Raw genomic sequence first — 14,392 nt, 5'->3', positions numbered from 1 at the left:
TATGAAAAAAGTAAAAAGATGGGAAGACATTCAAACAGACGGGATTAACCGTTTGAGCGCCCGCGCTCATTATGTAAGTTACCCAACTCGCTCAGCAGCGGAAACGGGTGATGCAAGACAAAGCCACTATTATCAAAATCTAAATGGAACGTGGAAGTTTATTTTCCTAGAAGCACCGGAATATGGTCCGGATGGCTTTTATCGAGATGATTTGGACCTCAAGGAATGGGATGATATTACAGTTCCTGGGAACTGGCAGCTGCAGGGGTACGGAAACATGCATTATTCGGATTTATGGTATAACTTTCCAATCATCCCGCCACGTGTTCCTACTGATAATCCGACAGGGATATACCGGCGTGAATTTATATTGGACCGCAGCTTTTGCACAGAGCAATTGATCCTTCGCTTTAATGGCGTTGATTCTGCCTTCGAATTGTATGTCAACGGGGAATTCGCCGGCTACAGTAAAGGTGCACGGATTCAATCTGAATTTAATATTTCCGAATTATGCCGTGAAGGCGCGAACTCCTTGACTGTAAGGGTATTCCAGTGGTCAGATGGGACGTATTTAGAGGACCAGGATATGTGGTGGTTAAGTGGGATTTTCAGGGATGTTGAATTGTATTCTAGACCAATTCTCGGACTCTATGACTATACCGTAAAAACGGATTTTGATCGGGAATGGGAGGATGCAACACTATCCGTGTCTGTTCAATTGACTGAACTGCAGGAGCAAACGATTGTTTATGAATTAATTGACCCGGAAGGGAATCAAGTTTTTATTGAGGAACAAAGGGCGGATGAAGCTTTAAGTAAAAATATTACTGCACCTTTAAAGTGGAGTGCGGAACAGCCGGCTCTCTATCATATTTATATGACAGTCAAGGCAAATGGAAAAATAATAGAAGTGATTCACCAGCCTGTAGGATTCCGCTCGATTGTGATGTCCGGGGATACATTCCTCGTCAATGGGGTGGCGATCAAGTTAAAGGGGGTAAACCGCCATGACTATAATCCCAAGACCGGGCGTGTGGTGACGATAGAGGAGATTGAGCGGGACATCAAGAAGATGAAGCAGAACAATATTAATGCCATCCGAACAGCACACTACCCGAATGCTTCTTATCTTTATGACCTATGCGATTTTTATGGCATGTATGTTATTGATGAAACGGATTTAGAATGCCACGGCTTTGAATTGACTGGAAAATTTGATTGGATCAGCGATGACCCTGCTTGGGAAGCGGCTTATGTTTTAAGGCTTGAGAGGATGATTGCACGTGATAAAAACCATCCGTGTATTATTATGTGGTCGCTTGGCAATGAATCCTCATTTGGCTGTAACTTCCGTGCGATGGCCAAACGGGCGAAGGCAATGGATCCGACTCGTCTTGTCCATTATGAAGGAGATTTTGAGGCAGAAGTGACTGATGTATACAGCACGATGTATACGTGGCTCGAGCCTTTTAAGCAAAGGCTGACCATGGATCAGGTGATTGAAAAATCAACAAAACCGCATATTCTCTGTGAGTACGCCCATGCGATGGGGAACGGACCTGGCAATCTTAAAGAATATCAGGATTTATTTTATAAACATGATAAACTGCAAGGCGGATTTATTTGGGAATGGTTTGATCACGGAATTGAAACCGTGGCGGAGGATGGTTCGGTTTACTACAGGTATGGCGGAGATTTTGGCGATGATCCGACGAATGGCAACTTTTGTATTGATGGATTGATTATGCCTGATGGAACGCCGTCACCAAGCTTATTTGAATATAAGAAGGTGATTGAGCCTGTTCAAACGGAATGTATCGATAGAGAAAATGGTGTGTTCCGTCTCATTAATAGATATGATTTTCTCTCATTAGATCATTTGGAATTAACTTGTTCACTGTATGAGGATGATAGGTTATTAGAAAGCTTTCTAGTAGAGCTTCCGAGGCTGGCTGGGCGCAAAACAGCAGAGATTCAGCTGACTGTGGGGAAGGATATGGAGAAAATCAGCGGTGCCCATTATTATTTAGTATTTTCATATAAACTAAATCAGGATACACCATGGGCAGCGAAGGGCCACGAATTAGCAAATGCTTCCTTCGTGCTCCCAGGGAAAGCGAAAATGCCTAAAGTGCATTTAGATGGAGAGCTTCAGGTTATAAGGGAAGGCGCCTTTCTAAATGTCAGCGGTTCCGACTTTACAGCAACATTTGATTGTGTCAAAGGAACTTTAAAAAAAGTGATCCGTAATGGTGTGGTAGTGATTGAAAAGGGACCGCAGTTTAATTTTTGGCGGGCGCCAATTGATAATGATATGTATCTTCTTGATGATTATCGCCAGAAGTATTTTTTGCACTTAGGCCATGAAATCGTTGAGGATATCCGATGTGAATGGAAAGACGGAGTATTTGAGTGGCATACGGATGCCCTTTACGGTACTACAAACAGCTCTTGGTATTATCAAATTCAATATCATTATAGTATTTATCCTGACGGCGATATTGTTTGCCGTATTAATGGGGCTGCCTCCGGTCTGAAGGAAAATGCTCCGGTTATGATCCCGCGTTTAGGTGTACACATGCATCTAAATCGAGATTTTGTTCAAGCACAATGGCGCGGCAGAGGTCCGGGTGAGAGTTATCCCGATTCAAAGGAGGCAAACCATTTAGGAGTTTTCAGTTCATCTGTGGATAGGTTGTTTACTAATTATGTTAAGCCGCAAGAAAACGGCAACCGTTCAGATTGTGACTGGGTAAGCTTTACGGATCAAGAAAAAAATGGGCTCATTTTTATCGCAGATGAAACGTTCAACTTTAGTGCTTCTTATTTTGAAATTGGTGACCTTGAGAAAGCAAAGCACACGATCGATTTGAAGCCTAGGGATTATCTTGTTTTGAATTTGGACTACAAACAAAATGGACTCGGCAGCAACTCCTGCGGCCAAAACCAACTAGAAAAATACCGCTGCAAATTCGAAGACTTCACCCTTGCATTCCGGATTTCCCACTTTAACAGTGAAAAAGGAGCCGCAATAGAACTAGGACGCGAATATTAATATAGTTTCAATGGTGTGCACCACTCGCGAACATTTGTCCACAAGTGGTGCCTGACACCATTACTCACTTTTTAGGCATATTTTTGTTGGTTATGTTCTTTGAGTGTTTTGGTGTAGTGCGTGGTTAGGTTTTCGAATATTTGATCCCAACTTTGTTTTAGGGCGTAGTTTCTTCCTTCAATCCCCATTTGTTTCCTTTGCTCGTTATTTATTAATAGATGGATTATGGATTTATTGAATTCCTCCACATTCCCCGCTGGGCATAGATGGCCAGTAACCCCAGTTTGAATAATGTTCTTCACACCTCCAGCATTCGCCCCGATTACGGGGGTTCCACTTGCGAGCGCTTCAAGAACAACATTCCCGAATGTTTCCGTAGGGGAGGGAAATACAAATAAATCGGAAGCTGCGTAGACTTCAGCTAAACGACTTCCGCTTAGGTATCCCGTAAACGTCATGTTGGAGGATGTTTGACGAGCCTCCATTTCCTCGCGTAACGGACCATCCCCGACAATCAGCCAATGTATTTTTTCATTAAAGTCTGCAGGCATTGACTTTGCAATAGCAAGTAGTGTTTCGATATCTTTCTCTGGGGCCAATCTGCCAACAAAAGTCAGCAGGTATTTTTGATTTAGGCCGTAGCGTTCATAAACTGCAGTTTTATTATAATGAGGATGGAAAAGCTGGCAATCCACGCCGCGAGGCCATATTTCTAAGTTTGAAAATCCACGGTGCTTGAGAAGCCTTAATGTTTCACTAGAGGGAACGAAAAGCTTTTCACATGATCGATGAAACCAATGCATATATTTCCAGACGATAGTGGTAAGAAATTGAAGGCCATAGTATTTCAAATAATCATCGAAATTGGTGTGATAGGAACCAACGAGGGGGATGTTTAATTTTTTTGCATAATAGACGCCACAGAGCCCGGCACTAAACGGAGTAGCCACGTGAATTAAATCTGGCGAAAAACGTTGTAATTCTGATTTGAGGGAAAAAGGATTTGGAAAAGCCAAACGGCATTCAGGATAAAGGAAAAAAGAGAGGCTCCTTAAGCGATGAAAATTGTTAGAGACATAATCTCTGCCATTCGAATCAGGTGCAAAAATTTTAAAAGTAATCCCCTTCGTTTCAAAATAATCCGTCAGCCGCTTAAGTGTCCTGGCAACCCCATTGACATCGGGATAAAAGGTATCAGTGAAAATAGCAATCTTCATAAAATCCCTCCTCACCGAATCTCTCACAACCATAATAAACAGAAGCATAAAATTCCCGAGCCAATTCCAAGAATACTGCCTGCAAGAACATCAGAAGGATAGTGGAGACCTAAGTAAATTCTTGATATTCCAACACACAGCCCTAGAGGGATGAGGAAAAAAGAAAGCTGCGGCAGGAATAATATATAAGGGGTCACAACGGCAAAAAACGCCGTTGTATGTCCCGAAGGGAACGAATGATCCTGTAATGGATTGGATGAGAACTTTGTTTTTTCGATTATCAAATAGGGTCTTTTTCTTGGCAGCAGCCGCTTAGCAAGCTGTACAGGAATATGGCTGGCCGATAAAGCGAGAGCACTGGCAATGGCAATCAATCTAGTTTCCCCTGGTGAGATGAGAAGCAGAACGAAGGATGCAGCGATGGTAATGTCCGCTCCGCCAAAATGTGTGACTACACGGAAAAATAGATTTAACAGCTTTTTATCAAAATGCCGATTCACCGTTTGAAACACACGGCAGTCGAAGCCATAAAACACATTGATCCATCTCATCATCGCCAATTCCCCTTATAAATTAATAATACGCAACTCATCTTTTGGTCTATCTCTATAAACATCAGGTCTTCCAATCGAAAGATACGTTATTGGATACTTTTGTATTTCCTCAAGTGAGTAACAATTTCTCCCATCGATAACAATAGGTTCTTTCATATAAGTTTGAAACATATTCAGCCGTACATGCTTTATTTGTTCCCACTCTGTCAGAATCATAGCTATGTCGGCTTCATAAAGAGCGTAGTGAATATTGTATGCATATTCGATGCTATCCCCTAAAACCTTTTTAGCATTCGGGATTGCAATCGGGTCATATGCTCTAACATTAGCGCCCTCCTCAAGGAGTTCTTTGATAATTTTCAACGAAGCAGCTTCCCGAACATCATCGGTATCAGGTTTAAAGGCTAAACCTAGCACAGCTACTTTTTTATTTTTTAACGAGCCAAGCATTTCCTTCGCTTTTATAACCGGAAGGGTTTGCTGCCGATTATTTACTTTTATGACGGCCTCGAGCAATTCGAATTGATGCTTAGCATTTCCCGCAAGCTGCACAAGTGCTCTCGTATCTTTTGGAAAACAAGAGCCCCCATACCCAATGCCGGCCTTAAGAAAATCATGGCCGATCCGTTTATCTTGACCAATTCCAAATGCTACTTCCTCGATATTGGCGCCAACTTTTTCACATAGATTAGCAATTTCATTGATAAAGCTTATCTTTGCAGCTAAAAAGGCATTAGAGGCGTACTTAATCATTTCTGCACTTCGAATATCCGTTTTCATTATGGGAATCTTCAATGGCAGATAAATTTGCTCCATAATCGATGCTGCATCAGGATCATCAGCACCAATCACGATCCGGTCTCCTTGAAAAAAATCAAGGACAGCAGATCCCTCGCGGAGAAACTCAGGACTTACGACCACCTCGGCTTTTATAGCAGAAGACTTGCGGCTGTGAATAATTTGTTTAATTAACTCATTCGTTCCAACCGGGACTGTGCTTTTTGTACAGACAATTACATCCTTATCGATATAATGAGCAATCGTATGTGAAACCACATGAATGTATTTTAAATCTACTGAACCATCCTGCTGTTCAGGAGTACCAACCGCAATGAAAATGATATCAGCTCCTGAATAGGCCTGCTCGGGATTCATGGTAAATTGCAGCTGTCCGTTAAGCAGATTTTTTTCAATGAGTGATTCCAGTCCAGGCTCATAAATCGGAGAACGGCCGTTTTGAAGCATGTCAATTTTGTCTTTTTCAATGTCTATGCATGTTACGTTATGTCCTATATCTGCTAAACCTGCACTTGTGACAAGTCCTACATATCCTGCTCCAGCAACGGTAATCTTCATCCAATCCCTCCAATGAGTTTGATAATTCCATTTTATTAGGTAATGATGAATTTTTTCTTAACCCGGTGTTAAGAGAGTGTAAAGTCTATGTATAGAAGGATGAACAAAAGTGTTTTGTTCGATTTTTATGAAGAAATGATAAAGAAAACTAGGAATTTAGCATTATGTACAGAGTCATAGAATGACATAAAAATCAGTTTAATCCAGTTTCATGAATTTATGATCTGTTAAAAAATACCTAATTTTAGCAATGGTAAAGCCCACTTGCTTTACAAATCTTTACATGTGCTTAAAATTCCCCCTCTATAATGAAAACCGTAGTAATAATTGATTCTGAGAGGGGATAAAACATGTTGCGTGAGATACCTTTGAACGAATGGATGAAGAACTTTAATACGGAAGGTCTGCAAAAGAATATTGACCGCCGCAGTTTTTTACAGGGAGCAAGCAAAATCGCCGGCATTTCACTAGGATTAGCCATAGCTCAATCAATGGGAGGATTTGAGGTTAATGCGGCCCCAAGCTTTAGTGGCTATCCCTTTACACTTGGCGTTGCTTCCGGCGACCCGCTTCCTGATGGCGTAGTGCTTTGGACAAGGCTCGCTCCGGATCCATTAAATGGTGGGGGGATGCCGCCGCATAGTGTTCCAGTAAAATGGGAAATCGCTACAGATCAGTATTTTCGTAATATCGTTCAAAGGGGAACAGAACTTGCGCGGCCTGAGCTCGGCCACTCCATCCATGTCGAAGTGAGTGGACTGAAGGCAAACCAAGTGTACTTTTACCGTTTTAAAAGTGGCAATGAACTAAGTCCAGTTGGAAGAACAAAAACACTTCCAAAAGCGGGGACAAGCGTTTCGCATCTCAACTTTGCCTTTGTTTCCTGCCAGCAATTTGAGCATGGGTACTATACTGCTTACCAGCATCTTGCGAAAGAGGAACTTGACCTTGTCTTTCACCTTGGCGATTACATATATGAATACGGACCAAATGAATATGTTGCATCAACAGGAAATGTCCGTACCCACAGCGGACCTGAAATTAAGACCATTGAGGATTACCGAAACCGATATGCCCAGTACCGTTCTGATGAACATTTAAAGGCGGCACATGCGGCATTCCCATGGGTTGTTACTTGGGATGACCATGAGGTGGAAAACAATTATGCGAATGTCATTCCTGAAAAGGGGCAGTCGGTTGAGGAATTCATTATCCGCAGAGCTGCTGCGTACCAAGCCTATTATGAACATATGCCGCTTCGCAGGTCGTCACTTCCACATGGGGCAGATATGAAAATCTATCGCAATTTTGAATACGGCGATCTCGCTTCCTTCTTCGTACTGGATACACGCCAATACCGTGATGACCAGGCAAACGGAGATACGAGCTCGCCGCAGACTGCGGAATCTCTAGATCCGAAACGGACATTAATGGGAGCGGAACAAGAAGAGTGGCTGTTTAACAAACTCGATAGCTCCAACACAGACTGGAATGTATTGGCACAGCAAATCTTCTTTGCCCAGCGCAATTACGGAACAGCCACTTCACCAAAATACAGCATGGATTCATGGGATGGTTATCCGGCGGCACGCCAGCATGTGCTCGATTATGCCAAAGCCAACCGGTTAAATAACATGATTGTGTTAACGGGGGATGTTCATGCAAATTGGGCATCTAACTTAATAGAAGATTTTAATGATTTAAACTCAAGAATCTTTGGTGCTGAATTCGTAGGTAGCTCCATCACTTCAGGTGGGAACGGTGCCGATAAGCGGGCAGATACCGACAAAATTTTAGGCCTTAACCCGCATATTAAATTCTTTAACGATTATCGCGGCTACGTTCGCTGCCGGGTGACACCTAAGCGCTGGCAGGCAGACTACCGCGTGGTTCCGTATGTATCCTCAACAGGAGCAGATGTTTCAACAAGAGCCTCGTTTATTTTTGAAAAAGATGAGCAGGGACTCAAGCAGGTATCTACAACAAAAGTTCCTTTGGGCATTCAGCTTTCAACGGAAGTGGAGGAGGATCGAAGTAAAGCGCATAGCCGTGCCCATCAAAAGCAGTTAGAGAAAAAAGGAGCTAAAGTTCCGAATCATTAAGGACACTGGATCCCAAAAAGGGAGAGCCGAGTCTGTAATAAAAGCGATAGAGGACACGGCCAGCTAAAAACAAAAGCCTCGTGTCCTCAATAACAAAAATTTCTTTACAGTCCTTTATTACTTTCCCTAATCACTTCCACATAAAACTTAATCGCGTTGATGTAATTTTCAATAGAAACATGTTCGTTCGTACCATGCATCCGGTTCAGGTCCTCGGAGGTAATTTGCACAGGGAGAAACCGGTAGGTATTTTTGGAGACAGGATCATATTGGCGCGCATCAGAGCCAGCAAACATTAAATAGGGTGCAATAACAGCATCACTGTAAACATTTCTAGCCGCCTGCTGAATCGACTTGAATTGCCAGCTGTTAACAGAGGATACCTTTGAGGCTTCGCTCCCAGTCACTGTTACCTTTATATCATCATCTTCAATCGTATCTTCAATGAATCGTTTTACTTCATTCAAAGAATCCCCAGGCATAAGCCGAAGGTTGATAATGGCAGTGGCCTTTTCAGGCAAGGCATTGTATTGCTCTCCAGCTTGAAAAATCGTTGGAGCAATTGTAGTCCGAATTAAAGCGGCAGATGCAGGCTGACCAAGTAAAATTTTTTCAATAACCGGCTCAAAAATCGCTTTGTTGGCAAATACATATTTCATTCCGAAGCTCATTTCAGGAGCAACGAATTCAAACATGTCTTCCCCAGGACCTCTAAGGTCGCCTTTAAACTGGGTATCCTCTAATTTAGCAATCGCACTGGCTATTCTTCCAATATTAGTGTGATCCTTTGGCTGGGAGGAGTGACCGCCGCTGCTTTCAATCGATAATTCGGCCGTTGCAGATCCCTTCTCAGAAATACCGACCACACCAACTGGCTGAGTCACACCTGGTACCATATTTTCAACAATTGCTCCGCCTTCGTCTAAAACATATTCAAACGTAATTCCTCTAGCCTTAAGAGTATCGACGATTTTGCTTGCCCCTTCGTCACCGCCGATTTCTTCGTCGAAGCCAAACATTAAATACATATCCCGGTCGGGCTCATAACCTTCTTTTAATAGATAATCAACAGCTTGCAGAATGCCAATAACGCCAATTTTGTCATCTAAGGTTCCCCGTCCCCAAATTCGGCCGTCAACAACTGCACCGCTGAAGGGATCCTGCTCCCAATTGGCTTCCGTTCCTTTTAATACAGGGACAACATCATAATGGCTCGTCAGGCCGATAGGGTTTTTACTAGCATCGGAACCTTTCCATTTATAGACTAGGGCATAGCCATTTACTTTTTCAAACGAAAGCTTCTGATGAACCTCTGGAAAACTTTCTTGTAAAAAAGTAATAAACCTATTAAACTCCTTAAAATCAAATTTACTGCGGTCTTAATAAGAAACGGTTTTAAATGTGATCGCTTTGGATAAATGTTGAACCGCTTCATCTTGGTTTATTGTCGCATTCGAAGAATGTGGCAAAGGTTGTTTCGATTTAATGGCCAATGTTTTGTAACCGGTTACAATTATGAATAACAAAACTATGCCGCCAAATACAAGCAATGCTAGATTTCTTTTTTTCACTATAAAGCCCCCTTTTAGGACAACATTACTTTAATAGTAACCTTGTTTCAATAGAGGCAGAAGCCTCTTTTTTTGAAAAAGAGGACAAGCACCCTTACTATTTTTTCAATCTTTCATAGTCTATTAAAAAAATGAAAGGAAGAGATGTTTGGTTGTTTGGTTTTTCTATGGTTCAAATGGTCCGGGCCCATGCTGGTAAGTTGGAAAAGCCTTTACGTGAAAAGCTTTTGAATCTTTATCGCCCTTTTAAATGGACACCGTGTTTTTTGCATAACATGTTTGAAGGAACCCTTAAACATGGAAAAAAACTCTCAGTTATTATCGAATTTGAACAGGAGTGCCATGTGGCTGGATGTGATGAAGTAAAAAATATTTTGGGAAAACACTTCCGAAATAGTTTTAGACGGGAATACTCTAGAGTTTCCTGTGCAAGTGCTCACGTCACTCCAAAAGGGTTAGAAGAAATGCTCTCAAGCTGTAATCATATTAAAAAAATATACTTAAACAAAGAAGTTAATGCACTGCTTGATGTGGCCGTACCTTCCGCGAATGCCCATAATGTGATAAGAAATAATACTAAATTAACAGGACAAGGAATTACCATTGCAATTGTAGATACAGGTATATATCCACACAAGGATTTGGGTGATAGAATTATTGATTTTAAGGATTTTATCAATAATCGAGAGGTTCCTTATGATGATAATGGCCATGGGACGCACTGCGCTGGAGATGCAGCGGCATCGGGAGCAAGATACAAGGGTCCAGCACCGGATGCTTTTCTAATTGGTGTAAAGGTCCTGGATAAAATGGGCTCAGGTTCTTTAGAGACAGTCATGGACGGGGTAGAGTGGTGTATTCAATACAATGAAGCTAATCCACCTCAAAAAATAGACATCATAAGTATGTCATTGGGCAGTAAGGCAGAGAACTTTGGCAGTGATGATGCTGATCCTATGGTGAAAATAGTAGAAGCAGCATGGACAGCGGGAATTGTTGTCTGTGTGGCAGCTGGAAATGAAGGCCCAAATAGCAGAACGATTGCAAGTCCCGGTGTCAGCAGTGAAGTCATAACAGTAGGGGCTCTAGACGACGGGAATACTTTGGATAGAGGTAATGATGTTGTACCTGATTTTTCAAGTCGGGGACCAACGATTTATGGACTGGAAAAACCAGATATTTTAGCACCGGGGGTAAATATTGTCTCTTTACGGTCGCCTAATTCCTATTTAGACAAGCTGCAAAAATCAAGCCGTGTGGAGAATGATTACTTTGTTCTATCCGGTACCTCGATGGCAACACCAATTTGTGCCGGAATCATCGCATTAATGAAACAGCACAATCCCGAATTAAAACCAAAGGATATAAAAACATTATTAACAGGTGGAACGGTTTTATGGAAAGACAAGAAAGTCTATCCTTACAATACATTTGGTGCAGGTTATATCGACGCAGATAACTCAATTCCTTCATAGGTGGATTGAGCGAATATAAATAAACAAGGACTTGGAGGCCGCTCTACTCATTACGGCCTTCAGGTCTTTTCGATTTTCTATCAGTAGTTCGTAGTTTATCTTGAATTTTAAATAATTGAATTCGAGATAAATACAAGGTATAATGAATATGAATAATGTGGAAAAAGAAAAATATCCATATGGATGAAAATATAGGAAGAGGTGTGACGATTATGGAGAAATTTCATCAATCACCAAATATATATGTTGGCGAGGTCAATATTAAGGTGAAAAACTTAGATTACTCGCTAAATTTTTATCAAAATATTATCGGTTTTCAAGTCTTGGAGAAAACGGAGCGGAAAGCAGTCCTAACGACCGACGGGAAAACACCGTTATTGACGCTGGAACAGCCCGCAGATGTCATTCCAAAAGCAGGACGCACATCCGGGCTTTATCATTTTGCGATTTTGCTGCCATCCCGTGTGGATTTATCCGTTTTCTTACGGCACTTGCTCCAAACAGGCTACCCATTAGGAGCTGCAGACCATTATGTTAGTGAAGCGTTGTACCTGAACGATCCAGACGGAAATGGGATTGAGGTTTACCGCGACCGCCCTTCATCAGTGTGGACCTGGAACAACGGATTCGTCTCAATGGCTACTGAAGAACTTGACGGGCAAGGAATCCTTGCCGAAAGCGATGCAGAATGGAAGGGCCTTCCGGCTGGGACGCTTATGGGGCATATTCACCTGCACGTAGGTGATTTGCAAAAGGCAGAAGAGTTCTATACAAAAGGCCTTGGATTTAAGGTTGTTAGCTACTATCCACAGGCTGCGTTCCTTTCTACTGGCGGCTACCATCACCATATAGCCATCAATACGTGGCAGGGGGTGGGTGTAGAGGCTCCGCCGCAAAACAGTGTCGGTTTAAATTGGTACACACTTGTTTTTCCGAACGAATATACTAGGGAGGGAATCATAAACCAATTGATGCATATAGGTGTCCCAATTACCAAAGAAGCCGACTATTATGTAACAAGTGATCCATCCGGAAACCAAATTCGATTAGTGATTTAACATATTTTGGGGGATAACAAATGATGGACGTTAAGCAACAGGACGAACATTCTGGAATAGAATTTGGCATTTATACATTAGCTGATTTAGGTCCTGACCCACATACAGGTAAAACAATAAGTGCCCAAAAGCGTCTCGAAGAAATCATCGAAGCAGCAAAAATCGCTGATCAGGCAGGTCTCGACTTATTCGGTGTTGGTGAACATCACCGGCTAGACTATGCAGTATCAGCACCGCCGGTGGTCTTGTCTGCTATTTCTCAAGTTACAAAAAGAATTAGATTGATAAGTACGACAACAGTATTAAGTACCGTAGATCCCGTTCGTTTATTCGAAGATTTTGCAACACTCGATCTCTTGTCCAATGGGCGGGCAGAAATTATGGCCGGGCGTGGGGCTTTTATTGAGTCCTTCCCACTTTTTGGATATGACCTTGAAAATTATGATGATTTGTTTGAAGAAAACATTAAGTTGTTTCAAGAGTTGAGCGCAAACGAAAGGGTTACATGGAAAGGACGTTTTCGGTCACCATTGTACAATGCCGAAATTGCCCCCCGGCCAGCTCAAAAGAATATCCCATTATGGGTTGGAGTTGGCGGGACCCCTGAAAGTGCTGCAAGAGCTGGCAGATTAGGAACGGGCTTAGCATTAGCAATCCTCGGCGGTGATCCAATTCGGTTTAAGCCTTTAGTCGATGCATACCGACAGGCCGCAAGTGAAGCAGGTCATGCTCCTGAGGTGTTAAAGGTGGGTGTGACAGGTCATACCTATATAGCGGAAACAACTCAAAAGGCGAAAGAAGAATTTTTTCCTTATTACGCTAACTACTGGGAATACTTCAATTTTCAACTAGGCAGGGACGCCAGCATGTCGAGAGCTGATTTTGAACAGTTGGCGAGTCCAGAAACCGCGCTGTTTGTAGGAAGTCCGCAGCAGATTATAGAAAAGGTCCTCAGACAATATGAGTTATTTGGACATAAACGGTTTATCGCCCAAATGGATATAGGAGGTCTTCCTTTTGAAAAAGTGGCGAAGAGCATCGAGCTTTTGGCCACAAAAGTAGTGCCAGTCGTCCGCCGGGAAATTGGAGCAAAATAATGAAAAGGGTACCTGCTTGATCCGTGGGTACCCTTTACTTATTTATAAAACAAGATTTCTCTCTAATAATCCAACATGAATAAGACCATTGAGAATGCCGTTATTGGAGGAGGAAGTGGTGATGATATCGGCGACAGCCTTAGCTTCAGGTACAGCGTTTCCCATCGCGATTCCCGTCCCGATCTCTGTCAGCATCTCCAAATCGTTCAACCCATCCCCAAAGGCAAAACTGTCTTCAATCTTCATATCCAATACTTCAAGCATTTTTCGGATGCCAACTGCTTTTGATGCACCTTTAGGGAGAATATCGTAAGCACAATCATGCCATTTTACGAAATTAAAATCAGGGAAGTTGTCGGCATACATTTTCTCATCATGACCTTCGCAGTATAGATGTCCTTGATAAATGGAAGTATTCTTATAGAACTCGGAGTTTACCTCAGGATAGGACATCATTAAGGCATCAAAACCAGATTCGATAAACGGATGATTTTTAACGCTTGCTTTAAAATCGTTATGGCTGCAGTAAGCCAATGCATGACCGTTGCTTTCAGTCATTTCCGATAGTGATTGCAGTCTTTCCGGATCAATTGGGTTTGCGTAAATTTCTTTCCCTTCAAAGACAACATATTGTCCATTCATAGATACATAGGAATCAATATTTAATTCCTTTTGAATCCAATAAAACATCTTTGGCACACGCCCAGTGGCAATAACGGTGTGAATTCCTTTTTCCTGAAGCAAGCGAACGGCTTTTTTTGTGGTATCGGGAATGGTTTTTTCTTCGGTTAATAATGTTCCATCAATATCAAAAAACACAATTGGTTTTTGCATTTCATACACCTCCGGGAAAAATACAACACCGCCGTTACGCTCAGGGATTCCTGATCACGCCGGCTTGGTGTTG

The 14,392-nt window shown here is 42.2% G+C and carries 11 protein-coding genes; 5 read left to right on the top strand and 6 right to left on the bottom strand.

What is annotated here, in order from left to right; all coding sequences use genetic code 11:
- Position 1 precedes the first annotated feature (1 nt).
- Positions 2-3,055, top strand: a complete 3,054-nt coding sequence (gene ebgA / locus LC455_RS22865; protein ID WP_223594329.1) for a beta-galactosidase subunit alpha — start codon at positions 2-4, stop codon at positions 3,053-3,055.
- 71 nt (positions 3,056-3,126) lie between these two features.
- On the opposite strand, the gene LC455_RS22860 is transcribed toward ebgA, so the two are convergent.
- Genes LC455_RS22860 through LC455_RS22850 form a run of 3 tightly spaced genes read right to left on the bottom strand, consistent with a single transcriptional unit; the run spans position 3,127 to position 6,182 of the window.
- Positions 3,127-4,272 (bottom strand): glycosyltransferase family 4 protein, encoded by a 1,146-nt coding sequence (locus LC455_RS22860; protein WP_223594327.1) that lies wholly within the window; start codon positions 4,270-4,272, stop codon positions 3,127-3,129.
- Between the two features lie 23 nt (positions 4,273-4,295).
- The gene (locus LC455_RS22855; protein ID WP_223594325.1) at positions 4,296-4,826 is read right to left on the bottom strand and encodes a phosphatase PAP2 family protein; all 531 of its coding nucleotides are present in this window, start codon (positions 4,824-4,826) and stop codon (positions 4,296-4,298) included.
- A 12-nt stretch (positions 4,827-4,838) separates the two neighbouring features.
- Positions 4,839-6,182 carry a UDP-glucose dehydrogenase family protein gene (locus LC455_RS22850; RefSeq protein ID WP_223594323.1) on the bottom strand — a complete coding sequence of 448 codons (1,344 nt, stop codon included), beginning with the start codon at positions 6,180-6,182 and terminating at the stop codon, positions 4,839-4,841.
- A 380-nt stretch (positions 6,183-6,562) separates the two neighbouring features.
- Here LC455_RS22850 and LC455_RS22845 point away from each other — a divergent pair, with 380 nt between their 5' ends.
- On the top strand, positions 6,563-8,284 hold the full coding sequence (locus LC455_RS22845) for an alkaline phosphatase D family protein (protein ID WP_223594583.1): 1,722 nt from the start codon (positions 6,563-6,565) through the stop codon (positions 8,282-8,284).
- A gap of 104 nt (positions 8,285-8,388) precedes the next feature.
- On the opposite strand, the gene LC455_RS22840 is transcribed toward LC455_RS22845, so the two are convergent.
- Positions 8,389-9,624 (bottom strand): M20/M25/M40 family metallo-hydrolase, encoded by a 1,236-nt coding sequence (locus tag LC455_RS22840; RefSeq protein ID WP_369075765.1) that lies wholly within the window; start codon positions 9,622-9,624, stop codon positions 8,389-8,391.
- Positions 9,625-9,663: 39 nt separating this feature from the next.
- Positions 9,664-9,855 carry a hypothetical protein gene (locus tag LC455_RS22835; protein ID WP_223594319.1) on the bottom strand — a complete coding sequence of 64 codons (192 nt, stop codon included), beginning with the start codon at positions 9,853-9,855 and terminating at the stop codon, positions 9,664-9,666.
- 152 nt (positions 9,856-10,007) lie between these two features.
- Here LC455_RS22835 and LC455_RS22830 point away from each other — a divergent pair, with 152 nt between their 5' ends.
- The 3 genes from LC455_RS22830 to LC455_RS22820 all read left to right on the top strand — a co-directional run bounded on the left by LC455_RS22830 (position 10,008) and on the right by LC455_RS22820 (position 13,485).
- The gene (locus LC455_RS22830; protein WP_223594317.1) at positions 10,008-11,330 is read left to right on the top strand and encodes a S8 family peptidase; all 1,323 of its coding nucleotides are present in this window, start codon (positions 10,008-10,010) and stop codon (positions 11,328-11,330) included.
- Positions 11,331-11,542: 212 nt separating this feature from the next.
- On the top strand, positions 11,543-12,388 hold the full coding sequence (locus LC455_RS22825; RefSeq protein WP_223594315.1) for a VOC family protein: 846 nt from the start codon (positions 11,543-11,545) through the stop codon (positions 12,386-12,388).
- Between the two features lie 23 nt (positions 12,389-12,411).
- Positions 12,412-13,485: an LLM class flavin-dependent oxidoreductase gene (locus LC455_RS22820; RefSeq protein ID WP_223594579.1), complete on the top strand. Its 1,074-nt coding sequence runs from the start codon at positions 12,412-12,414 to the stop codon at positions 13,483-13,485.
- Positions 13,486-13,527: 42 nt separating this feature from the next.
- Here the strand turns inward: LC455_RS22820 and LC455_RS22815 are convergent, their stop codons facing one another.
- The gene (locus LC455_RS22815; RefSeq protein WP_223594313.1) at positions 13,528-14,319 is read right to left on the bottom strand and encodes a Cof-type HAD-IIB family hydrolase; all 792 of its coding nucleotides are present in this window, start codon (positions 14,317-14,319) and stop codon (positions 13,528-13,530) included.
- Positions 14,320-14,392: the final 73 nt, after the last annotated feature.

It is taken from the genome of Neobacillus bataviensis, assembly GCF_019969725.1.
This window is presented reverse-complemented; position numbering and strand designations above follow the sequence as displayed.